The 22335-nt window shown below is 72.0% G+C and carries 21 protein-coding genes and 1 other RNA gene; 8 read left to right on the forward strand and 14 right to left on the reverse strand.

Annotated features, from left to right (window positions below; translation table 11 throughout):
• Positions 1-178: 178 nt before the first annotated feature.
• On the reverse strand, positions 179-1267 hold the full coding sequence (locus tag ACFQW8_RS05560) for an aspartate-semialdehyde dehydrogenase (RefSeq protein WP_380085976.1): 1089 nt from the start codon (positions 1265-1267) through the stop codon (positions 179-181).
• A 29-nt stretch (positions 1268-1296) separates the two neighbouring features.
• Positions 1297-2580 (reverse strand): aspartate kinase, encoded by a 1284-nt coding sequence (locus ACFQW8_RS05565; RefSeq protein WP_380085977.1) that lies wholly within the window; start codon positions 2578-2580, stop codon positions 1297-1299.
• Positions 2581-2697: 117 nt separating this feature from the next.
• Here ACFQW8_RS05565 and ACFQW8_RS05570 point away from each other — a divergent pair, with 117 nt between their 5' ends.
• Positions 2698-3636 (forward strand): ABC transporter ATP-binding protein, encoded by a 939-nt coding sequence (locus ACFQW8_RS05570; protein WP_380085978.1) that lies wholly within the window; start codon positions 2698-2700, stop codon positions 3634-3636.
• A complete protein-coding gene (locus ACFQW8_RS05575) occupies positions 3633-4817 on the forward strand; it encodes an ABC transporter permease (protein ID WP_380085979.1) in 1185 nt (394 codons plus the stop codon). Before ACFQW8_RS05570 ends, ACFQW8_RS05575 begins: the two co-directional genes overlap by 4 nt.
• 197 nt (positions 4818-5014) lie before the next feature.
• On the opposite strand, the gene ACFQW8_RS05580 is transcribed toward ACFQW8_RS05575, so the two are convergent.
• The 5 genes from ACFQW8_RS05580 to ACFQW8_RS05600 all read right to left on the reverse strand — a co-directional run bounded on the left by ACFQW8_RS05580 (position 5015) and on the right by ACFQW8_RS05600 (position 10781).
• Complete coding sequence (locus tag ACFQW8_RS05580) at positions 5015-6403, reverse strand: NAD(P)-binding protein (RefSeq protein ID WP_380085980.1); 1389 nt, start codon at positions 6401-6403, stop codon at positions 5015-5017.
• Between the two features lie 87 nt (positions 6404-6490).
• Entirely contained in the window at positions 6491-7102 is a 612-nt protein-coding gene (locus ACFQW8_RS05585) for a DUF5063 domain-containing protein (RefSeq protein WP_380085981.1), read from the reverse strand.
• Complete coding sequence (gene recR, locus ACFQW8_RS05590) at positions 7095-7694, reverse strand: recombination mediator RecR (RefSeq protein WP_380085982.1); 600 nt, start codon at positions 7692-7694, stop codon at positions 7095-7097. Before recR ends, ACFQW8_RS05585 begins: the two co-directional genes overlap by 8 nt.
• A 70-nt stretch (positions 7695-7764) precedes the next feature.
• On the reverse strand, positions 7765-8445 hold the full coding sequence (locus tag ACFQW8_RS05595; protein ID WP_380085983.1) for a lysophospholipid acyltransferase family protein: 681 nt from the start codon (positions 8443-8445) through the stop codon (positions 7765-7767).
• Positions 8442-10781, reverse strand: coding sequence for a DNA polymerase III subunit gamma and tau (locus tag ACFQW8_RS05600; RefSeq protein ID WP_380085984.1), 2340 nt, complete (start codon positions 10779-10781; stop codon positions 8442-8444). The genes ACFQW8_RS05595 and ACFQW8_RS05600 overlap by 4 nt, the downstream gene beginning before the upstream one ends.
• Before the next feature lie 81 nt (positions 10782-10862).
• Here ACFQW8_RS05600 and ACFQW8_RS05605 point away from each other — a divergent pair, with 81 nt between their 5' ends.
• Genes ACFQW8_RS05605 through ACFQW8_RS05615 form a run of 3 tightly spaced genes read left to right on the forward strand, consistent with a single transcriptional unit; the run spans position 10863 to position 13892 of the window.
• Entirely contained in the window at positions 10863-11537 is a 675-nt protein-coding gene (locus ACFQW8_RS05605) for an ABC transporter ATP-binding protein (RefSeq protein WP_380085985.1), read from the forward strand.
• The gene (locus tag ACFQW8_RS05610; protein WP_380085986.1) at positions 11530-12498 is read left to right on the forward strand and encodes a serine hydrolase domain-containing protein; all 969 of its coding nucleotides are present in this window, start codon (positions 11530-11532) and stop codon (positions 12496-12498) included. The genes ACFQW8_RS05605 and ACFQW8_RS05610 overlap by 8 nt, the downstream gene beginning before the upstream one ends.
• Complete coding sequence (locus tag ACFQW8_RS05615; protein ID WP_380085987.1) at positions 12495-13892, forward strand: hypothetical protein; 1398 nt, start codon at positions 12495-12497, stop codon at positions 13890-13892. Before ACFQW8_RS05610 ends, ACFQW8_RS05615 begins: the two co-directional genes overlap by 4 nt.
• 101 nt (positions 13893-13993) lie before the next feature.
• On the opposite strand, the gene ACFQW8_RS05620 is transcribed toward ACFQW8_RS05615, so the two are convergent.
• The 3 genes from ACFQW8_RS05620 to ACFQW8_RS05630 form a co-directional block, all read right to left on the reverse strand.
• Positions 13994-14428: a DoxX family protein gene (locus tag ACFQW8_RS05620; RefSeq protein WP_380085988.1), complete on the reverse strand. Its 435-nt coding sequence runs from the start codon at positions 14426-14428 to the stop codon at positions 13994-13996.
• Between the two features lie 70 nt (positions 14429-14498).
• Entirely contained in the window at positions 14499-15158 is a 660-nt protein-coding gene (locus ACFQW8_RS05625) for a response regulator (protein ID WP_380085989.1), read from the reverse strand.
• 5 nt (positions 15159-15163) lie between these two features.
• Positions 15164-16444: a sensor histidine kinase gene (locus tag ACFQW8_RS05630; RefSeq protein ID WP_380085990.1), complete on the reverse strand. Its 1281-nt coding sequence runs from the start codon at positions 16442-16444 to the stop codon at positions 15164-15166.
• A 164-nt stretch (positions 16445-16608) separates the two neighbouring features.
• On the opposite strand from ACFQW8_RS05630, the gene ACFQW8_RS05635 reads away from it, so the two are divergent.
• Genes ACFQW8_RS05635 through ACFQW8_RS05645 form a run of 3 tightly spaced genes read left to right on the forward strand, consistent with a single transcriptional unit; the run spans position 16609 to position 19180 of the window.
• Positions 16609-17238, forward strand: a complete 630-nt coding sequence (locus ACFQW8_RS05635; RefSeq protein ID WP_380085991.1) for a hypothetical protein — start codon at positions 16609-16611, stop codon at positions 17236-17238.
• Complete coding sequence (locus tag ACFQW8_RS05640; protein ID WP_380085992.1) at positions 17235-18434, forward strand: alpha/beta-hydrolase family protein; 1200 nt, start codon at positions 17235-17237, stop codon at positions 18432-18434. Before ACFQW8_RS05635 ends, ACFQW8_RS05640 begins: the two co-directional genes overlap by 4 nt.
• Positions 18435-18478: 44 nt before the next feature.
• Positions 18479-19180, forward strand: coding sequence for a DsbA family oxidoreductase (locus ACFQW8_RS05645; protein WP_380085993.1), 702 nt, complete (start codon positions 18479-18481; stop codon positions 19178-19180).
• Between the two features lie 13 nt (positions 19181-19193).
• On the opposite strand, the gene ffs is transcribed toward ACFQW8_RS05645, so the two are convergent.
• The 4 genes from ffs to ACFQW8_RS05665 form a co-directional block, all read right to left on the reverse strand.
• Positions 19194-19290, reverse strand: an RNA gene (ffs, locus tag ACFQW8_RS05650) — signal recognition particle sRNA small type.
• 214 nt (positions 19291-19504) lie between these two features.
• A complete protein-coding gene (locus ACFQW8_RS05655) occupies positions 19505-20485 on the reverse strand; it encodes an N-acetylglucosamine kinase (protein WP_380085994.1) in 981 nt (326 codons plus the stop codon).
• Complete coding sequence (locus tag ACFQW8_RS05660) at positions 20482-21396, reverse strand: N-acetylmuramic acid 6-phosphate etherase (RefSeq protein WP_380085995.1); 915 nt, start codon at positions 21394-21396, stop codon at positions 20482-20484. Before ACFQW8_RS05660 ends, ACFQW8_RS05655 begins: the two co-directional genes overlap by 4 nt.
• Positions 21397-21444: 48 nt before the next feature.
• Positions 21445-22329, reverse strand: a complete 885-nt coding sequence (locus ACFQW8_RS05665; RefSeq protein ID WP_380085996.1) for a MurR/RpiR family transcriptional regulator — start codon at positions 22327-22329, stop codon at positions 21445-21447.
• Between the last annotated feature and the right edge of the window lie 6 nt (positions 22330-22335).

The following is a 22335-nucleotide window of genomic DNA, read 5'->3' on the forward strand; positions in this document are numbered from 1 at the left end:
AGACGTCATCCGATCGAGATCCACCGTTGGCCGGGCCGTCTCCGTTCCTCCGCTGGACACACTGACAGGGGCACGTGCACGGCGTCTGTCCACGAGGTCACACCGGCGTCACGCGCTGTGGGGGGACGGATGGCCAGCCGGCCGGACAGCCGCGGACAGTCGCGTGGCCGGCCAGCCGTCAGAGGGTGGCGACGACGAGCTCGGCGGTCTGGAGCATGTTGAGCGCCGACCCCTTGCGCAGGTTGTCGCCGCAGACGAAGAGGTCCAGGGTCCGGGGGAAGTCGATCGCCTGCCGCATCCGGCCGACGAACCGAGGGTCGGCGCCGACGATGTCGGCCGGCGTGGGGAACTCGCCGTGCTCGGGGTCGTCGAGGACCACGACGGCCGGCGCCTCGACGAGGGCCTGGCGCGCCTTCCCCACGGCGATCGACTTCGCGAACGTCGCGTGCACCGACACCGAGTGCGTGGAGACGACCGGCACGCGCACACACGTCGCCGACACCCTGAGGTCGGGCAGTCCGAGGATCTTGCGGGTCTCGTGGCGGATCTTGGACTCCTCCGAGCTCCACCCGTCGCCGACGTGCGATCCGGCGAAGGGCAGGACGTTGAGGGCGAGCGGTCCGCCGAAGATGCCTGGGCCGAGCTCGTGGTCGATGGCCCGACGCACGTCGCCCGGGCGCATCCCGAGCTCGCGGTCACCGGCGACGACTGCGATCTCGTCGTGCAGCCGGCTCATGCCGGCGCGACCGAGACCGGACGCGGCCTGGAGGCTCGTGACGACGAGCTCGGTGAGCTCCCACTGGGCGTGCAGGACGGCGAGCACGTCGATCATCGTCATCACCGTGGCCCCGGGGTTGGCGATCACCCCCTTGGGCCGCTCGCTCACCGCCTCGGGGTTGATCTCGGTCACGACGAGCGGCACGTCGGGATCGCGCCGGAAGGTCGGGCTGTTGTCGATGACGACGACCCCACGCTCCACCGCGATCTCGGCCCACTCCGCGGAGATCTCCGGGGGGATGTCCACGAGCGCGACGTCGACGCCGTCGAAGAACTCCGGCGTCAGGGCCTGGACGGTGAGGTCCTCGCCGGCCACGCGGCATACCTTGCCGACGTCCTCGACCCCCGCGGCAAGGCGCACGTCACCCCAGATGTGGCGGCGCATGGGCAGCACGTCGAGCACGACCGTGCCCACGGCACCGGTGGCGCCAACGATGGCAAGGGTCGGGGAGTCGCTCAGGACCGCGGCGTTCGACGCAGCGTGGGACACGGGGGTCATCCGATCCGGGTCATCTCGGTTCAGCGGCCCGTGCCCGCGTAGACGACCGCTTCACCGTCCTGCGAGTCGAGTCCGAAGGCGGTGTGCACCGCCCTGACGGCCTCGTCGAGGAGCTCGCTGCGGGTGATGACGGAGATGCGGATCTCGGAGGTCGAGATCATCTCGATGTTGACGTCGGCGTCGGCGAGCGCCCGGAAGAAGGTCGCGGAGACACCCGGGTTGGAGCGCATGCCCGCCCCGACGAGGGACAGCTTGCCGACCTGGTCGTCGTACTGCAGGCCGGTGAAGCCCACCTGCTCCTGGATCGACTGGAGCGCCTCCATCGCGGTCTGCCCGTCGGTCTTGGGCAGGGTGAACGAGATGTCCGTGAGGCCCGTGTCGGTCGCGGAGACGTTCTGGACGATCATGTCGAGGTTGATCTCGGCGGCGGCGACGGCGTGGAAGATCTGGGCGGCCTTGCCGGTCGTGTCGGGCACACCGACCACGGTGATCTTGGCTTCGCTGAGGTCATGGGCGACGCCGGCGATGATCGGGGCTTCCACGGTTTCTCCTTCGGGGCCCTGCTGGCCCGGCTGGTCACTGACGATGGTGCCTTCCTTCGGGGTGAAGGAGGACCGGACGTGGATGGGGATGTCGTAGCGACGGGCGTACTCGACGCTGCGCAGGTGCAGGACCTTGGAGCCGCTGGCGGCGAGCTCGAGCATCTCCTCGGCCGAGATCCGGTCGAGCTTGCGCGCCCTGGGGACGATGCGCGGGTCGGCGGTGAAGACCCCGTCGACGTCGGTGTAGATCTCGCACACCTGCGCCCCGAGCGCGGCGGCGAGCGCCACGGCGGTCGTGTCGGTGCCGCCCCGGCCCAGGGTGGTGATCTCCTTGGTGCTCTGGCTCACGCCCTGGAACCCGGCGACGATGACGACGTGCCCCTTGCCGAGGGCCTCGGTGATGCGGCCCGGGGTGACGTCGATGATCTTGGCCCGGCCGTGCGCCTCGTCGGTGATGACGCCGGCCTGGCTGCCGGTGAAGGAGCGAGCGCTGATGCCGAGGTCGTGGATCGCCATCGCGACGAGCGCCATGCTGATCCGCTCGCCGGCGGTCATGAGCATGTCGAGCTCACGTGGCGGGGGGACCGGGCTGACGTCCTGGGCGAGGTCGACGAGCTCGTCGGTCGAGTCGCCCATCGCGGAGACGGCGACGACGACGTCGTTGCCGGCCTTGCGCGTCTCGGCGATGCGACGCGCGACCCGCTTGATGCTCTCGGCATCGGCGAGCGAGGAGCCGCCGTACTTCTGGACGACGATGGGCACGGGTGCACTCCCAGGCGGTGGTTCGCGGAGTCTGTGGGTGGTCGCCAGCGAGTCTAACGAGCGGCCTGAGCGTCCGAACTCACGCCCGTATGCCGGTCGCGCACCTAGGTTGTCGACATGACGTCCGATGTGGTGCCTCAGCAGGGTGGCGGCGGGATCGTGGTGGAGGGGGTGCGACGCGCTTTCGGCGCGGTCGTCGCCGTCGAGGACATCTCGCTGACGGCGCGGCCCGGTGAGGTCACGGCCCTTATCGGACCCAACGGTGCCGGCAAGACGACCCTCATGCTCATGCTCGCCACGCTGCTCGTGCCCGACCGCGGCACCATCACCATCGACGGGGTCGACCCGGCGAGCGACCCACGCGAGGTGCGGCGCCGGATCGGCTGGATGCCGGACGGGTTCGGGACCTGGGACGCCCTCACGGTGCGCGAGGTCCTGCACACGATCGGGGCGGCATACGACATGCCGTCTCACGAGGCCCGCTCGCGGACGGAGGAGGTGCTGGCGCAGGTCCACCTCGAGGACCTCGCCGACCGGCGGGCGCGGGTGCTGTCGCGCGGCCAGAAGCAGCGGCTCGGCATGGCGCGCGCGCTGCTGCACCGTCCGACGACCCTGATCCTGGACGAGCCGGCGTCGGGGCTGGATCCGCGCAGCCGGATCGAGCTGCGCGACCTGCTGCGCTCCTTGGCCGCGTCGGGGACGACGGTCCTGGTGTCGAGCCACATCCTCACCGAGCTGCAGGAGATGGCCGACCGCGCGGTCATCGTCGCGGGTGGGCGCACGATCGAGACGCAGACGGTCGAGGGTGCGGCGCCGGTCGCGCGGACCTGGCGGGTCACGGCCCTGGACCGGCAGCGCCTCGTCGCCGCGCTCTCGGAGGCCGGGGCCGCGTGGCGCGACGCCGGCATCGCCGTCGACGTCGAGCTGGCCGGGGATCCCGAGGCGGCCACGCTCCTCGAGAGGCTCGCTGCGAGCGGAGCCCGGGTCACGGCATACGCGCCGTTGCACGGAGAGATGGAAGCCGCCTACCTCGCAGCGACGGAGGAACGACGATGAGCTCCGCCCGGCTCTGGACGGTCGCCCGGCTCGAGCTCGTCCAGCGACGACGAACCTCGCGCTGGCCGATCGTGCTGGGGGCGTGGTTCCTCGTCATCGCGCTCGTCACGTTCGCGTCGTGGCGGGCGGTGCGTGAGGCGAGCTTTGCTCCCGGGCCCTCGCTCTATGACGTGACGACCTTCTTCGTGCTCATGCTCGGGATGCTCGTCGTGCCGTCGCTCACCGCCACCACCGTCAACGGGGACCGGGAGCAGGGGGTCCTGGCCACCATGCAGACGACCTTGGTGACGTCCTGGGAGCTGGTGCTCGGCAAGCTGCTCGCCTCGTGGATCGTCTCCCTGTGCTTCCTCGCGACGGCGCTGCCGTTCCTCGCCTGGGCGTGGGTCGCCGGCGGGATCGGCTTCGGGCGCATCCTGCTGTCGCTCCTCGTGCTCGTGCTCGTCATGGCCGTGGTCGCTGCGGTCGGGCTGATGTTCTCGACGCTGACGGCGCGACCGGTGGCCTCGGCCGTGCTCACCTACCTGTCGTTGGCGACGCTCGTCTTCGGGACGCTCATCACCTTTCTCCTCGGGGCGGTGCTGCTCACCGACGAGGTGACGGTCAGGGTCAACGGCATCCCCGAGAGCTTCTGGGCGGCCGAGGTCCAGCCGCCGGCCGAGCCCGGCTCCCCGGCGCCGGGTGCGACGCCCTCATCAGTTCCCGAGGGCATGTTCCGCGAGCCGACCCAGGCGGACTGTGAGGTGTTCAGCCGGACCACGGACGTCTCGCGCACCGATCGGCTGTGGCCGCTGCTGGCGGTCAACCCCTTCGTCGTCGTCGCGGACGCCGCGCCGTCACGACTGGCCGACAACGGGACCTTCAGTGGCGGGTTCACGCCGATGAGGTGGATCAGCGACGGCTCGCGGGACGCCAAGGCCGGGCCCGGCGACCCGGGCGAGGTGCAGGACGAGTGTTCCTACCTGCCGGAGACAGCAGGGAGCGGCATGCCCGAGTCGTCGCCACCCGACCCGGGCAGCGACCCGGCCAAACAGGCCGAGGACCGTGCTCGTCGCAACGACAACGCCGTGTGGCCGTGGGGGCTGGCCTTCCTCGTGGCGCTGGGGTCGCTGTCGGTGGTCGTGGCCGAGCGCCGGGTCCGGACGCCGGTGCGCAACCTCCCGAGCGGCACCCGCATCGCCTGAGAGGTCCTCGACGGGCTCGTCGTCTGAGCCCGAGAGAGCCACAAGTTGGTGAGCCGACCACCCAGGGGTGGTCGGCTCACCCATGTCTGCATCGCTCGTCGGACCTGTGCGGGCGGCATACCGGCGCGGTCCCATGGACATGCAGCGCCGCCGCGGCCGGTGGCGTTGGGCGCGCAGCATCCCAAACGGAAGACGCACTACTGCATGTCCGTCGGCGCGCCCAGCTCGGCGAGGCGCGCCATCCCCGCAGTCGTGTGGGTGGCGAGGCGCTCGCGGGCGTCGTCCAGCGCCGGAGACGCGGGATACCCGGCAGGGACGCGCGAGGGGTTGAGGGCGACGCCGTCCGCCCACGCCTTGATGTCGGGCTCGGCCGAGTACGACATCGTCGCCTGGGTCCCGCGGAAGAACATGCGCGCCCAGTCGGCCCGGGAGTTGCCGTAGTTCGACGGCGGACAGAGCCTGTTCTTCTCGTCGTCGTCGTCGGTCCGGGTCGCCTCGACGTAGCCCGTGACCGCCGCCCCGAAGGACGGGAAGCCGGCCCTGATCGGCTGCAGCGTGATGACGTCCGGACGCCACACCGGGACAAGGGGCGGCTGCTTCAGCCCGTCCGCCGCGCAGTGCACCACGAGGGCGTCGTCGGCGACCCGGACCGACCCGTCGGCGAAGCGCAGCCTGCCACGGTCGACGCGGCGGATGTGACCACGTCGCACGACGTTCTCGATCGTCCGCAGCTGCTCGAGCTCCCAGCCCGCCAGGGTCGGCGCCTTGGCCATCGTCGGCACGACGGAGGGGTCGATCCGCATCATGACGTCGGCGTCCTCCATGCGGAGGAACAGGTCCTCGACGGTGCTCGACGACGCGGCCGCCTGCATGATGTCGGCGGCGAGGCCGAGAAAGATCGCCGGGTCCGGCTGGACCCGGGCCCGGTTCAGCATCCATGGGTCGCGGGGACGCACCCAGCAGATGGAGTCCGGGTCGACGCCCCGTGCGAGCAGCCAGATGCAGGTGTCGGTCGCGGTCTTGCCCGAACCGACGACGACGTACTCGCTCGGCGCCTCGTCCAGCCGGACGACGTCGTTGACCGGCAGCACGCGAGCACCGTCGCCGACGTCGAAGGGCGGCGGCTGCTCGGCCGGGATGCCCGGCGCCAGGTAGCGGGCGTCGACGATCCGGCACGACTCGGGGACCCGGAACCGGTCCCTTGAGATGCGCGACACGATCGTGCGCTCGCCGACGTGGTCGCTGTTGGGGAAGAACTCGAGGCGCCCCGTCTGCACCATCCGGTCGAGCACTCGCGCGTAGTAGGCGGTGATCTCCGGCTGGGTCGCCCGCTCCTGGAGTCCCGCCTCGGGTCCACTCGACTGCAGCGTGCCGCCACCGAGCAGCGTCGACGCCACGCCGTAGAAGGCAGAGGACTGGTGGAGGCGGACGAAGGGGTAGGCCTCGAGCCAGTGGCCTCCCACGCCGTGGCGTCGGTCGACCATGACCACGCGCGCGTCGGAGTGGTCGATGACCGCGTCGGCGAAGGCCATCCCCATGGCGCCGGCACCCACCACGAGGTAGTCGGCTTCCACGGCCCGGGTCATGCGTCCACGGTGGCACCGAAGCGACGCAGCGTCCACATCCCTGACGGGTGGCCCCGTGACCACCTACTCGCTTCGAGCGGATTCCGACTACGGGTGGAGGGCGTCGAACTCCGCCTCGGCGACGGCGTCGGCGTCGGCGTCGAGGCGGATGTGCGCGAGCAGGGCCTGGAGGACCCGCAGTGCGCTCGCGGCCCGCTCGCCCCAGTCGGAGAGATAGCTGAACTGCCACCACCACAGGGCCTCGAGGATCCGGCCCTCCTCGTGGTGGCGCAGGCCGTGGGCCAGGGCTGAGGCGACCACGGTGAGGTCGTTGGAGATCGAGCCGGTCGTCAGCTCGGGCTCGGTCACGGGGTCGACGATGTCGGCGTAGTCGTCGAGGCCCTCGAGCAGGTTGGTGAGGTTCTCGCGCAGCGGGTCGAGCTCGACGTCCGGGCCCGGGTCGACCTCGAAGCGGTCCTCCGGGACGATGTCCTCGATCGCGCCGAGTCGGGCACCCATGACGAGCACCTGCGACAGGGCGAGCAGGCCGAGCGGGAGGGCTGCCGCCGGGTTGGCGCCGGAGGCGATGTCGGCGACGGTGGCGAGGTAGGTGCGGGCCTCAGCGGCGGAGTCGTCGGCGAGCGCGCGAAGGTCGGAGAAGAGCTCGGGGTCGGCGGCGCCGGAGGCTGCCGCTGTCCCAGGGGTGACCTGGTCAGGCATCGAGCAGCCTCCGTCCTTCGAAGGCGCGGCCGAGGGTGACCTCGTCGGCATACTCGAGGTCGCCGCCGACGGGCAGCCCGGAGGCGAGGCGGGTGACCCTGATGTCCATCCCCTTGAGGAAGCGGGCGAGATAGCTCGCCGTCGCCTCTCCCTCGAGGTTGGGGTCGGTCGCGATGATGATCTCGGTGACCTCGGAGCTGGCGAGGCGGGTCATGAGCTCGCGGAAGGTGAGGTCGTCGGGGCCGATGCCGTCGATGGGGCTGATCGCGCCGCCGAGCACGTGGTAGCGCCCGCGGAACTCACGGGTCCGCTCGATGGCGACGACGTCCTTGGGCTCCTCGACGACGCAGATGCTCGCCAGGTCGCGCCGCGGGTCGGCACAGATGCGGCACTGCTCGGCCTCGGCGATGTTGAAGCAGGTCACGCAGAAGCGGACCTTGGCCTTGACCTGCGTGAGGGAGTCGACGAGGCGCTGCACGTCGATCGCGTCCTGCTGGAGCAGGTGGAAGGCGATGCGCTGCGCGCTCTTGGGACCGACGCCCGGGAGTCGGCCGAGTTCGTCGATGAGGTCCTGCACTGCGCCTTCGTACACACCCTGAGCCTAGGCCACCCGGCCGTCACCGGCTCCCGGCGACGCTGCGCGAGTCGAACCAGCAGTCGTGTCAGTCGTCGGGGTCGCTGGTGGGGCGCTCGTTGTAGCCGTCGGCGCGCTCCTGGCCGGTGAGCGCGGCTATCGAGTCCATGACGTCGTCGGTGAGCTGACGCCGAGCGCGACCGGCGGGCATGCCGGCATACGCCGAAGGCAGGATCGGGGTGCCGAACGAGATGGTGACGTCGGCGAGCCGCAGGCCGCGCTGGTCGGCGGGCTGCACCCTGTCGGTGCCGATGAGACCGACCGGCACGACGGGGACGTCCGCCGTCAGAGCAAGGAACGCGACCCCCGTCTTGCCGCGATAGAGGCGGCCGTCCCGCGAGCGCGTGCCCTCGGGATAGATCCCGAACGCCTTGCCGGCTCGCAGCACCTCGAGGGCGAGATCGAGCGACTTCTTGGCCCCGTTGGCGTCGTCGCGGTCGACGGGGATCGCGTCTCCGGCTTCCATGAACCCGCGCACGAGGCGACCCTTGATGCCCTTGCCCGTGAAGTAGTCGTGCTTGGCGAGGAAGGAGACCTTGCGCGGCGCCGCGACGGGGATGGCGAAGCTGTCGATGAAGGACAGGTGGTTGCTCGCGAGAAGGACGCCACCCTCCTTGGGGACGTTGTCCTTGCCGTGGATCTTGGGGCGCCACACCGCGTGGGAGAGCGACATCATCGCCGTGCGGCCGACCCAGTAGTAGGTGCTCATGCGTCCTCTTCGGAGATGACCTTCCCGCCGAGGACTCGCTCGATCACGGGGACACCCACCTCGCCGAGGCCTTCGATGTCCTCGTCATCCTCGCTCATCGCGGAGTCGTCAGCGACGGGCGTCTCATCCGGGTCGGGCTCGGACGCGACCGTCTCCTTGGCCCGGGCGAAAGGGCTGGCCACGGCCTCGCCCTCACCGTCTCCGCCGGCCCACGCGGGGGCGGTCGCGCTGTCGGCGGCTCCGCTCCCCCACGCGGCTTGCGTCGTGGGCGGCTGACTCGGCACGTATGCCGCCGGCTCGCCCCCGCGGTCCGGCTTCCCCTGCGCTGCCGCGCCGTTGGCCTCAGCCCTCGCCTGGGGTGACTGCTGCGCCGCTGTGGGGCGGGGCGCGCGCACGGGGTCGGGGCGCGTGGGGTCGATGGTCGCCACCCCTGAAGCCCCACCCGAGGGGTCGGAACCGTCCACCGGCACGCCCTCGACCCGGGCGTCGATGCCGAGGACGTCGATGAGCGCCTGCTGGACGTAGGTCGCGTGCGGTCCCCTGCGGAAGGTGTTGGTCAGGCCGGTCGTCGAGATGCTGAGGAGCAGGCGCTCGCCGTCGTAGTCGACGACCTGCGCGTGCTCGGACACAAACGTCCAGGTCGTGCGACGCAGCTCGAACACCTTGGCGAGCACGTCGGGCCAGGACCGGCGGATCGCCGCGGTGTCGAGGCCGCCGGGCCGGGCGGGAGCCACCGGCTGGGCCGGGGCCTCGGCCCCGGCGGAGGACGGGGCCACGGGCTCCGGAGCCGGCGACTGGGGCTGCGGGGCTGGCTGCGACCGGCCCCGGGGCGCGTCTGCGGGAGGTGCCTGGGGCTCGAGGAACTCGGGCTCCATGAAGTCCGGCTCGTCCAGGTCCGGCGGCTCGTCGACGGGTCGCTCCGGAACGACCGACGCCGGGGCAGGGATGCTCTGGCGCGGAGGCAGGCGGTCGGGCTGGGACGATGCCTGGACCGCGGGGGCGACGGGGTCGGACTGCTCCACCGACCGGACCGGTGGGGCCGGGTGCTGCACGTGGGTGGGCTGAGCCACCTGGGCCTGCTGCTGGGCCGGCTGCGACTGCTGGACCGGCTGCGCCTGTGCCTGCGGGCGAACGGGCGCCGAAGGAGCCGAGGCAGCGGCCGCGCTCGGCACTCCGCCGACGTCGAGGCGACGTTCGAGACGGTCGAGGCGGGCGGCATACCCGGCTTCCCCGGCAGCGCCGGGCAGCAGCAGGCGCGCGGCGATGAGCTCGAGCTGGAGCCGCGGCGCGGTGGCGCCGGTCATCTCGGAGAGCCCGGCGTTGACGATGTCGGCCGCCCGGGAGAGCGCGCCGGGGCCGAACGCCGCCGCCTGCTGACGCATGCGCTCGAGCTGGTCCGGCGGCAGCGCCCGCAGGACAGCCGAGGCGCCGTCAGGCACGGCCGCGACGACGATGAGGTCGCGCAGGCGCTCCAGGAGGTCCTCGATGTAGCGGCGCGGGTCGAGCCCGCTCTCGATGACCCGCTCGATCGACGAGAACGCCCCGGCGCCGTCGGCAGCGGCGAAGGCGTCGATCGCGGCATCGAGGAGCTCGCTGTCGGTGAACCCGAGCAGCGCGGCCGCCGACTCGTAGGTGAGCCCCTCGTCGCTCGACCCGGCGATGAGCTGGTCGAGCACGGAGAGCGAGTCACGCACCGACCCGCCCCCGGCGCGCACGACGAACGACAGGACCCCGGGCGCCACCGCGACCTTCTCGGAGACGCAGAGCCGCTCCATGTACTCGGTGAGCTGGCCCGGCGGCACCAACCGGAACGGGTAGTGGTGCGTGCGGGACCGGATCGTGCCGATGACCTTCTCGGGCTCGGTCGTCGCGAAGATGAACTTCACGTGCTCCGGCGGCTCCTCGACGATCTTGAGCAGCGCGTTGAAGCCCTGCGGCGTCACCATGTGCGCCTCGTCGATGATGTAGATCTTGTAGCGGCTCTGCGCCGGGCCATAGCTGGCGCGTTCGCGCAGGTCACGCGCGTCGTCGACCCCGCCGTGGCTGGCCGCGTCGATCTCGATGACGTCGACTGTCCCGGCGCCACCACGGGCCAGGGCCACGCACGAGTCGCACTCGCCGCACGGGGTCGCGGTCGGGCCCTGCTCACAGTTGAGGCAGCGGGCGAGGATGCGGGCGCTCGTCGTCTTGCCACACCCACGCGGGCCGCTGAAGAGGTAGGCGTGGTTGACGCGCTCGGTGCGCAGCGCCTGCATGAGCGGCTCGGTGACGTGCTCCTGCCCGATGACGTCGGCGAACGTCTCGGGGCGGTAGCGGCGGTACAGGGCGGTGCTCACGGCGTCCAACCTAGTCGCCGTGAAGGACAGCCGGTATGCCGCGTGCGCAGGCTTGTGGACAGGGTCGCTAGCGTGCCCCTCATGGATGTCCGAGCCGAAGACGTGTCGAAGGTCATCGGCCCGGCGACGCTGCTCGCGCCCGTCTCGGTCACCGCCCCGAGTGGCTCCTGCCTCGTGCTCCGCGGCCCCAACGGCTCCGGCAAGACGACCCTGCTGCGGATCCTCATCGGGATGCTTCCGGCGACGACCGGTCAGGCGTTCGTGGGGGACGCCCCCGCGGACGAGCGGGACCCTGCGGTGCGCGCCGCGGTCGCCGCTCTCGTGGGGGCACCCGCCACCTATCGCGACCTCACCCTGCGCGACCACCTCGTGCTGCTCGACGCCACGTGGGCCGGTGACGCCGACACCTCTGACGACCGGGTGGCGTCCGCGCTCAGCGACCTGGGCATCGGCGACCTGGGTGGCCGCTTCCCCCATGAGCTGTCGTCGGGTCAGACGCAGCTCTTCCGCCTGGCGCTGACGTTGTTCCGGCCGGGTTCCGTGCTGGTCCTCGACGAGCCCGAGCAGCGCCTCGACACGTCCAAGAGGACCCTCGTCGCGGACCTCATCGCCGCCCGGCGTGACGCGGGGACGACCGTGGTCCTCGCGTGCCACGACCCGATCATCACCGAGCTGGTGACCGGCGGCCCGACCGACCAGGTCGTCGACCTCGTCGCCGCCGAGGCCAGGGCTGAGGGCCAGGGTCACGATGGCTGACCTCTTCACGGAGCGGTTCGCGGCACGGCTGGGTCCATCACGGCCGGTCGCGGCGGCCACCCTGGTGACGACGACACCCAGCGGCGCGTTCGACACCACCGTCGCGCTCGTCGGTCCGAGGGCTCACGGCGACTTCGAGATCGGCTCGATCAGCAAGGGCCTCACCGGCCTGCTCTATGCCGACGCAGTCGACCGTGGAGAGGTTGCGCCCGACGCGGTCCTCTCGGACCACCTCCCCCTGGCGGGAACGGCGGCGGGCGCCGTGACGCTGGCATCGATCGCGATCCATGAGTCAGGCCTGCCGAGGCTGGCCGACACCCCTGACACCTGGCGACGTTCGTGGGAGTTCATGCGGCACGGCACCAACCCCTACCGCGAGGATCTGGACGGTCTCATCGAGCAGGCTCGCACGACGAAGGTGGGGCCGAGGAAGCACCGATATTCCAACCTTGGTTTCGAGCTGCTCGGTCACGCTGTGGCCCGGGCCGCCGACCTCCCCTATGCCGCGCTCGTCGCCTCTCGCATCGCCCACCCCCTGGGGCTCGACCCCTTCTATGTGCCCACGACGGACAAGGATCTCCGGGCGGATGCGGTCCGGGGCCGCAGCCGACGCGGACGTGAGCGGCCCCCATGGGTGAGCGAGGCGGTCGGCCCGGCGGGCGGCATACGGGCATCCATCGGAGCGATGGCAGGTCTGACGCGTGCGTTGCTCGACGGGTCGGCACCTGGCGCGCGGGCTCTGAATCCTGTTGCACGAGTGGGGCGTTCGTCCCAGATCGGCCTCGCCTGGCACACCATGCAGGTGAGGGACCGAAGCGTCACGTGGCACAACGGCGGCACGGGCGGGTTCCGCTCCTGGATGGGCCTTGACCGTGCTGCCGGTCGAGGGGTGGTCGTCCTCTGCGCGTCCAGCGCACTCGTCGACGGCATCGGCCTCGAGCTCTTGGTGCCGCGCCGGTGAGCGACCCGGGCGCCGTCGTCAGCGGGCGGGAGCGGCTCGAGGACGCGAACCACGTGCTCCACGGGCCGGGCGGCAGTCCCGCCCGCAAGGAGGTGGCGTATGCCGCATACGTCGCCGTCATCGTGGTCGGCCTCTACGGCTTCCCGCTGCTGCGGGCACTCGTCATCGCAGCCGACCGTGAGGCCATGGCGTCGGCGCTGCGCTCACCGTGGTCGGCGCTGGTCCTGGTCGCGGTGGTGGCCGCCGTTGCTGTCGCCGCGAGGGAGGCCGGGCGGGTGCGCGGGCCGATCGTCGCCCCCGTCCCCTGGATCGACCACGTCGTGGCCTCGTCGATCGACCGCTGGGCGAGTCTGCGGCCGTGGTTCGGATACTCCCTGTTCGCAGCGCTCTTCGCCGGTGGCCTGTCGGGTCTGGTGGTGGGCGCCGCGTTCGCCGGCGCCCGGGCCGCGGGGTGGTGGATCCTGCCGGCGGGGCTCGTCGTCGGTCTGCTCGTCGGGCTGCTGGCCGGGACTGCCTGGCTCGTCGGTCAGTCACAGCTCTCCCCACCACTGCCACGCGGGGACGGGCCGTGGTGGGTGCGCGAGGTGCGACGACTGGGGGTCCACGACCTGCGCACGCAGTCGTCCCGCTCCAACCGCATCGTCGGCGGGGTCCAGGCCGGCGACCTGCGAGCCGTCCGTCTCGAGGCCGCCCGACCCGTCACCCGAGGCCGCGACCTGCGACTGCGTCATCGCGGTCCGATCATGACGTTGGTCGCGAGAGACGTTCTCGGACTGCGGCGTTCACCCGCTGCCGCCGTCGTGGGCCTGCTGCTCTGTGCCTCCGCGGGTGCCGCTCTGGGGGCGACCCTGGGAAGCACCGCCGTCCCGCCGCTCGTCGGGTTCCTCGCCGGACTGGTGAGCCACCTCGGCTTCGGCGCACTGTCCGAGGGACTGCGGCTCGAGGCCGACACGGTCGGGACCCCTCCCCTGTTCGGTGCTCCACCGGTGCGTGCTGCCGCCGCCCACCTCCTCGTCCCGGGCGCTGTCCACCTCGTCACCACCGTGCTCGTCGGCTGCGTCACGGGCGTCAGCGTCGGGGCCGACCTCGGAGCGGTCCTCCCGTGGCTCGTCATGACGACCGTCTTCCTCGCGGGCGGAAGCCTCCTCGCGGCCTACCGAGGACGACCGCCCGTGAGCCAGTTCAACCCGGTGCCCAGTCCGCAGACGGTCGCCGTCTGGTATGCCTTCCCCCTCATCCTCTGCACCCTGCTCGTCGGCGGGATGGTCTGGGGCGCGACGCAGTTCCCCACCAACGGATGGTTCGTCATCGCCATCTGGGTGGCGGCGATCTGCCTGCTCTACGCCGGGCTCAACCGCGTCCAGCGGGAGAACCTCGCGCACCGCGCCGTCTGAGCCACGGCGTGGGTCAGCCTGGGTGTCGGGGAACCGGGGTCTCGCCCGCCCGGGATGGCCCGCATCCCCGACACCCGACGGGAGCAGACCAGCAGCGGCCCCTACGACTCGTCGGCCGAGCGGCGACGCTCGGGCAACCCGGCGGCATACAGGGCTGCACCGATGAGCACGGGCTGGAAGAAGAGGCGCACCAGCCGCTTCGTGTCCGTGTCGAGGCCGAAGGCACTGACGCCGTCGACGTACTGCGCGACGTTGCCCGGGAAGATCGCGACATAGAACGCTGCGAGGGCGATCCCGGTGAGCCGGCGGTGCCTCGGCAGCGCGAGCATCGCCAGGCCGAGCCCCATCTCGGCGACACCTGACCCGAGGACGACGAGGTCCTCGTCGACCGGGACCCAGCTCGGCAGCTGCGCCCGGAACTCCTCTCGCGCGACGGTGAGGTGCAGCAGTCCGGCGCCGGTCATGAACGCGCCCAGGGCGATCCGCGTGAGGTTCTGCGGGAGGGTGGCCGAGACCTTGCGCGTGAGGAGACCCATGTCGCCACCGTAGACCGCCCCGATCCGGCACCCTCGCGGCCCGACAACCAGCACCAGCACCGCGCAGTGCTCAGCCGGCGCTGACGACTCCGTGCTCGTAGGCGAAGACCACGGCCTGCGCCCGGTCCCGGAGCCCGAGCTTGGCGAGCACCCGGGACACGTGGGTCTTGACCGTCTGCTCGGCGACGAACAGCCGGGTGGCGATCTCGGTGTTGGACAGCCCTCGCGCGATGAGCTCCAGCACCTCGAGCTCACGCGGCGTCAGGTCCCGCAGCCGCGGCGAGTCCTTGGGCACACCCGAGCGCGACCTCGTCGCCTCGGCGATCAACCGCTTGGTCACCGAGGGCGCGAGGAGCGCATCTCCCGCCGCCACGACGCGAACGGCTCGCGCCAGCTCGTCGGCGGGCGCGTCCTTGAGCATGAACCCGCTCGCCCCGATGCGCAGCGCCTCATAGACGTAGTCGTCCACGTCGAACGTCGTCAGCATCAGCACGTGCGGTCGGTCGGGACTGGGTGAGGCGAGGATCGTGGCCGCTGCGTCCAGCCCGTTGACCTCCGGCATGCGCACGTCCATGAGGACGACGTCGGGGCGCAGCCGCGAGACCTCACGCACCGCCTCGGCGCCGTTGGCCGCCTCACCGACGACCGTGAGGTCGGGCTGGGCGTTGAGCAGCGCCCCGAGCCCCTGCCGCACCATCGCCTGGTCGTCGACGATGACCACCGTGATCATGGCGCTCAACCTAGCCCGGCGACCTGCGGGCGGCCGGTCAGGGGGACGGTCGCGATGACGACGAAGCCGTCCCCGACCGGCTCCGCCTCGAACGTCCCGCCCACCGCTCGCACCCTTTCGAACATGCCCGGTATGCCGTTCCCGCCACCGTCGTCGTCGCCTTCCGGCTCGCGCCCTGCGCCGGCTCCACGGCCGTCGACGCGGACGCCGGCGCCGTTCGCGAGAGCGGGCGCGGGCGGTGGCGAGTTGCGGACCATGAGCCGGGCCCAGCCGGAGTCCTCCTCGAGGGTGAGCTCGACCGCGGCCCCCGGGGCGTGCCGCGCGGCGTTGGCCAGGGACTCCTGCGCGACGCGATAGAGCACGAGGGCCGTGCCCGGCGGCACCTTGCCGGCGTCCAGACGCAGCCGGGAGGTGAGCGGCATACCCGCCGCCTTGGACGCCTTGACGAGCGACGGGAGCTGCCCGAGATCCGGCAACGGAGCCGTCTCGACCGGCCCGCGCTCGTCCCGCAGCACCCCGAGCACCGAGCGCACCTCGGTGAGCGCCTGCCGCGCCGAACCCTCGATGGCCGCGAACTCGCCGACCACCTGCGGATCCGAGAGGCTGTGCCGGAGCGGCGCGCTCTGGGCCTGCACGACGATCATCGACATGTGGTGCGCGACGACGTCGTGGAGCTCGCGCGCGATCCGGCTGCGCTCCTCGACGACGGCCCGCCGAGCGCGCTCGGTCTCGACCTCGTCCTGCTGCACCGCGATCTGACGACGCGAGATGACGAGCCAGCGGACGAGCAGCGCGACGCCCATGACGAGGGCCTGACCGAGCGCCCACGGCTTGAGGTCGTCCGGCATGGCCGCGGCGAGGAGCACACCGGTGGCGATGACGACGACGGGGATCTCACGCCACGGGCTCCACAGCCCGACGGCGACGATCGTGGCGAGGAGCACGAGGAACTGCGTGACCGGCCACGGCATGGGCGAGTCGAAGAACGCAGGGACGACCGCCCACCAGAGCAACGAGGTCCCGGCAGCGACTGCCCATGCCACGAACGGTGTTCGGCGCAGCAGCACGACGGGCAGGGCCACGCAGAGGGCGAGGACGGGCCGCAGCGACATCGGCACGTCATGGGTGATGCTCATCGTCGACCAGGTGACGATGAAGGTGAGGAGCGCCAGGAGTCCGAGCGCGACGTCGGCGTGACGGGCCAGCGTTCGCACGCCCCGCCACAGGGGTTGCGCCAGCCGGCGGACCGCCCGCCCGCTTGCTCCGACCACTCTGCTTCCGACCATGCCCTCAACAGTAGGCAGCGGGCCCCGCCGGGTCGTCATACGACGGAGTGAACCCGGCGTCACCCCGGGGTATCACCTGTCGCCCTCGATGGGTCCCCGGTCGCGCCCGTGAACCGCTCCCGAGGGCGACGACCCCACGTGCCACGGGCTCCGAGCCTTGCCGCATGTTCACGAGACACCACGCCCTTCGAGCCGTCATCGTCACCGGCCTCGCCACGGGAGCCGGGCTCCTGCTCGCTCCCACCGCCTCCTCGGTGCCCGTCCCGGACCGGTCGGCCGAGCACGCCCTCGCCGCGCTGGTCTCGGGCCCACCCGCAGCTGCCGACCTCGCGTTGCCGCGAGACTTCGGGCGGCGCTTCGGCTACCGGCCGACCCTCACGCAGGGCCTGCTCGGCGACCCCTCGGGATCGTGCTCGTCGCCGGTCCCGCTACCGGCCGAGTTCACCGCGGCGTGCCGCCAGCACGACCTGGGCTACGACCTGCTCCGGTATGCCGGCCGGTCCGGTCGCGCCCTTCCTCCCGACGCGCGACGGTCCGTCGACACCCAGCTGGGCGCTGCGTTCGAGGACGCCTGCTCGAGCCGCGAGGAGCCCCTGAGCCTGGCCAGCTGCCTGGCCTGGGCCGACATCGCCGAGGGTTTCGTGCGGGTCAACAGCGCCCGGCAGGACCACGCCGTGCCCGAGTCCGAGACGGTGCGGAGCATCGCCCCCGGCGTCGGCCTCGGGTTGGCCGCCGCCGGTGGAGTCGTGCTCGCCGTGCCGGCTCTGCGCCGTCGGGTCGGGGGTGTGCGATGACGCTCCGGCTGCCTCGCGCCTCGACCGCGCTGGCGACTCCGGTCGCGGTGGGCGTGGCCACCTTCCCGTCCTACCTGCCCCACCTGCCCGTCGCCCTCGGCGTCCTGACGGCGCTGTCGTTCCTCGTCGTCGTCGGCATCGCCCGGCGCCTCGCCGGACCACACCCTCGCGTCACCGGACCGGCCCACCCCCTGGTGGTTGCGCTGGGAGGTGCGGTCACGGCATACCTGCTGTTCATCACCTGGACCACGCAGGCCGGAATGCGCGCCCGCATCGGCATGGACCCGCTGGCGCTCCCCGACCTCGGCCTCCTCGTCGCCACTGCCGCAGCCGTCGTGGGCGGCTACCACGGTCTGCGTCAGCTGCGGCGGCGGCGGCGGGCCCGGGTGCCGCGACGCGCTGTCGCAGCGGTGGCCGGGTTGTCACTTCTGAGCTTCGCGCCGAGCGCCCAGGCGGACGCCGACGCGCCACCCTCCGACCAGGTGCTGCTCACGTCATCGCCGGTGGGGGCAGTGCGGGCGTATGCCGGTCTGTCCGAGTCGGCGGACGACGCGGCTCGCGCGCGCATCGCCGTGGACCGGCTCGTCGCGGCCGGAGGTCTGGCGCGGGAGCACCTGCTCGTCGCCATCCCGACCGGGTCGGGCTGGGTCAACCCCGAGTTCGTCGCCGGCATGGAGCGCCGGTTCGGCTCGGACGTCGCGACCGTGTCGATGCAGTACGACGACCGACCCAGCTGGGTGGCCTACCTGCTCGACCGTCAAGGTGCGGTGAGGGGTGCCCAGGCGCTGCTCGATGCTGCCGTGGCCGAGGTGTCCACGCTGCCGGTGGGTCAGCGACCGCAGGTGCACGTCGTCGGTGAGAGCCTCGGGGCGACGGCCGGCCAGGCGGCGCTGCTCGCGCCGGGTGTCGCGGGTGACGCGTTGCGCTCGACCGTGTGCTCGACGTTCTGGCTGGGCACGCCCGGCGGTGGCCGGACGGGCCTGCCCAGAGAGACCGTCGCAGCCAACGCCGACGACCCCATCGTCCACGCGCGGCCGTCGATGGCGCTCGTGCCGCCGGGTGAGGACCGGCCGTGGCTCCCGGTCGTGTCGTTCGTCCACGCGGGGGCTGATGTCGTCGGGGCGCTCGCCATGCCCTTCGGTGCCGGTCACCGCTACGGCGCGGACCAGCCCGAACGCCTGCAGACCTGCGACTGACCTGCGATGAAGGGGCACAGGCTGGGTGGACGTATCGTCGAGGGGTGCGTATCGACGTCTGGTCCGACCTGGTCTGCCCCTTCTGCCACGTGGGGCGCCGCCGCCTCGAGCTGGCCCTCGAACAGTTCGAGCACGCCGACGAGGTGGAGGTGACGTGGCACAGCTACCAGCTCGACCGGTCGGCCCCGGCCGTCGTCGAGGGCTCGAACGTCGACCGCATCGCCGAGAAGTACGGGCGGTCGCGCGAGGAGATGGTCGCCCAGCACGAGGCCATGGCCGCTGACGCCGCCGCGGTCGGGCTGGACTTCCAGTGGGACAAGGTCGTGGGCGGCAACAGCTTCGACGCCCACCGGGTCATCCACCTCGCCCGGGCCCGCGGGTCGGAGACGCCGGTGACCGAGCGGATCATGCGCGGCTGGTACTCCGAGGGTGCTGCCATCGGCGACACCGACACGTTGGTGAGGCTGGCCGCCGAGGGCGGGCTGGCCAGGGAGGACGTGCGCGCGATGCTGGCGTCCGAGGACTACGGCTACGACGTGCGTGCCGACGAGGCGACGGCCAACCAGCTCGGAATCACCGCGGTGCCGACGTTCGTCCTCGACCAGAAGTTCGCCGTGACGGGGGCCCAGCCGGTCGACGGGCTCCTGCGCGCGCTCGAGCTGACGTGGGAGGACCGGGGCAACCGCCCCGAGGCCGCTGCCGGCGGCTGCGGTGGGTGCGCGGGCGGCTGCGCCTGCGGCGCCTGACCCGAGGCCGGACGCAGAAGACACCCCGCGTACCTGGAAGAGCTCACCTGCCCTTGCTGCATTCCTGCCCTGGGGGAGTTCGGCGAGGTACCACCACGCGGGGTGCCGAACCCGAGTCTAACCCGGCCCAGGGGACCGACTCCAACTCGCCGGCCCAGGGCGTAGGGCTCCTCGATCCGCGCTGTGCGCTGCTGCGCTGAGCCGCAGCAGTGCTGGCATTGCTGCGCTGAGCCGCAGCAGTGCTGGCATTGCTGCGCTGAGCCGCAGCAGTGCACAGCGCTGACCGGGAGGTGCGGGGGTCCGAGGTCCGACTGACCGCCTCGGTCAGGACAGATGCACGTATGCCGGGTGCCTGGGGATCGTGCCCGTCTCAGCGAGCGTCGTGGCCAGGATCACGGCGCCCTCGAGCGCGCCTCCGGCGGCCGGCGTCAGCGTCGCGCCAGCATCCGCGAGCGACGACTCGAGCGCCGCTCGGACCGGCTGGGCGTCGAGCAGCCCACCGGTCGCGACGAGCGTGGGCGAGGCGATCCCCGCCGCGGCCGACAGGAGCGACTGGGCCAAGGACTCCCCTGCCTCCTGACAGATCTGTTGCGCCATCGCCTCCCCGGCCAGGGCGGCATCGACGACGTGCGGCGCGAACGAGGCCAGCAGCTCCGGGGCGTTGCTGCCCGTCATGACCCTGCGGGGCCAGCGCGGGGTCGGACCGAACACGGCCTCCCCGGCCACGAGCAACCGTTCCGACCCGTCGGGAAGGCCGTCATGGTGCCGCAGCCCTGCCTGCAGCCCGAGAAGGCCCACCCACGCAGCCGAGCCGCGGTCGCCGAGCACGTGCCCCCATCCGTCGACGAGCCTCCAGACCGAGGTGTCCCGCGCACCGAAGTCCGTGCCGAAGGCCACAGCACCCGTGCCGGCCGCGACGACCGCGCCCGGACGCACGGACCCCAGGGCACCGACGAGCGAGGCCACCGCGTCGCTGACGACGGCCGTCCGCGTGGCGCCCAGCCCGGAGGCCACCGCCGAGACGACCTCGGTCGGGTCCGACAGGAAGAGCAGCCCCCGCTGCGACCAGCACACGGCGGCGACGTCGAGGCGGGCGCCGCCATCGGCCCCGGGCCCCACCCCGCCCTCCGCGAGCAGACGGGCCGCGTCGGCGGTCAGTGCTGCCACGTCCACGCCGTGATCCACGATCCGGGCGCCGGGTGCGGTGTGCACGGGACTCCGCCGGCCGGCATACACGAACTGCAGGCGAAGTCCGGAACCACCCACGTCGACCCCGACGACGGCTCCGGACCCCGTGGCGTTCACGAGGGTCGTCGGGTGAGTGCTGTCAGGGCCACGGCGACCGAGTCGTCGTGCACGCTCAGCGCGGCGACGGCCGTGTGGACGGGGACACCCGCGAGGAGCGAGAGGAGAGCCGGCTTGAGCTGGCCCCCGGCGGCATCGAGGGCGTTCCGGGCATCGGTCTCGTCGGCGCCACTCGCCTCCTGGAGGATCCGGACGACGCGTCCGCGGAGCTTCGCGTTCGTCGCGACGACGTCGACCATGAGGTTGGACCACGTGCGACCGAGACGGATCATGACGGCGGTCGAGAAGGCGTTGAGGACGAGCTTCTGGGCGGTGCCCGCCTTGAGCCGCGTGGACCCGGTGAGCACCTCGGGTCCGGTCTCCGGGGCCAACAGATGATCGGCGTAGGCCGCGAGCTCGGCTCTGGGGTTCGCCGTCACGAGGGCGGTGCGTGCGCCGCGCTCGCGGGCGCCCATGAGAGCGCCCCGGACGAAGGGGGTGCGACCGGACGCCGTGAGCCCGATCGCGATGTCTTTGGGCGTGAGCCTGGCGGCCTCGGCGCATCCGGCGTCGACGTCGTCCTCGACGTTCTCGACGGCGTTGACCAGGGCAGCCGACCCACCTGCGTGGTGCGCCACGACGAGCCCGGGCGGGACGTTGAAGGTGGGCAGCAGCTCGGCTGCGTCGAGGACGGCCAGTCGTCCGGACGTCCCGGCACCGAAGTAGTGGACGTGGCCGCCGGCGCGGATGGCCTCCACGGCGTGGTCCACGAGTCGGGCCAGCTCGGGCAGCACCTCAGTGACGGCGTCGGCCACCGTCCGGTCGGCATCGTTCATCAAGGTGAGGACCTCGAGGGTCGACGCGGTGTCGATCCCGGTCGAGCCGGGGTGCCGCTCTTCGGTGGGTGCACTCACGCGGACGTCAATGGCCATGTCAGTAGGTTAGTTTCTTACGCCATTGCCGTCAATGATGTCAATCAGTCACGCCAAGTGGTGCCCGGAGACGGCCTTGCGACTCTCGGCCACGGCCTTGCGCGCCCGGGGCAGGTCTCGTTGGGCCACGGCGATGTAGAGGCAGTCGACGACCGTGAGGGCGGCGATGCGGCTGGCGGTGGCCCCGGAGCGCAACGACGTCTCGCGGGCAGCGGTCGTGAGCACGATGTCGGCCGACGTCGCGAGGGGCGAGAGCGGGAAGTTGGTGACGACGATCGTCGTGGCGCCGCGCTGCCGCGCGGCCGCGAGGGACTCGATCGTCTCGCTCGTCGCGCCCGAGTGCGAGATGCCGATCGCCACGTCCCGCTTGGTCAGCAGGGTCGCGCTGGTGAGCGCGATGTGCGGATCGTTCCAGGCGAAGGAGACCACACCGATGCGGTGGAGCTTCTGCTGCAGGTCGGCGCCGACGATGGCGCTCGCACCGATCCCGTAGATGTCGGCGCGCGTCGCCCCGGCCAGGGCGTCGGCCGCCTTCTTGAGCGCCACCCGGTCGAGCTGCTGGGCGGTCTCCTCGACGGCGCTGGAGTTGATGCTGGCCACCTTGGCGACGATGTCGTCGATCGTGTCCGTCGCACTGATGTCGCTACCGGCCATGCGCTGCTCCCGGGGCAGGGCGGACTCGGCCGCAAGGCCCAGCCGCAGCTGGGGGTAGCCCTTGAGGCCGAGTCGCTTGCAGAAGCGCAGCACCGTCGTCTCCGAGGTGTGCGCCACCAGGGCCAGCTCGGTGATCGTCAGGTCGGACGCGCGGCGCGCGTCGGCGAGGACCTCGGCAGCGACCCGGTCCTCCGCCGGGGTGAGGGTGGGCCGGATGCCGCGAAGACGAACGAGGAGTGGTGCATCAGCCACGTCGGACTGGGAAATCGGTGATGACATGCCCCA

Origin of the sequence: Knoellia altitudinis (assembly GCF_042666355.1) — a bacterium.
GTDB classification, from domain to species: Bacteria; Actinomycetota; Actinomycetes; order Actinomycetales; family Dermatophilaceae; genus Knoellia; species Knoellia altitudinis.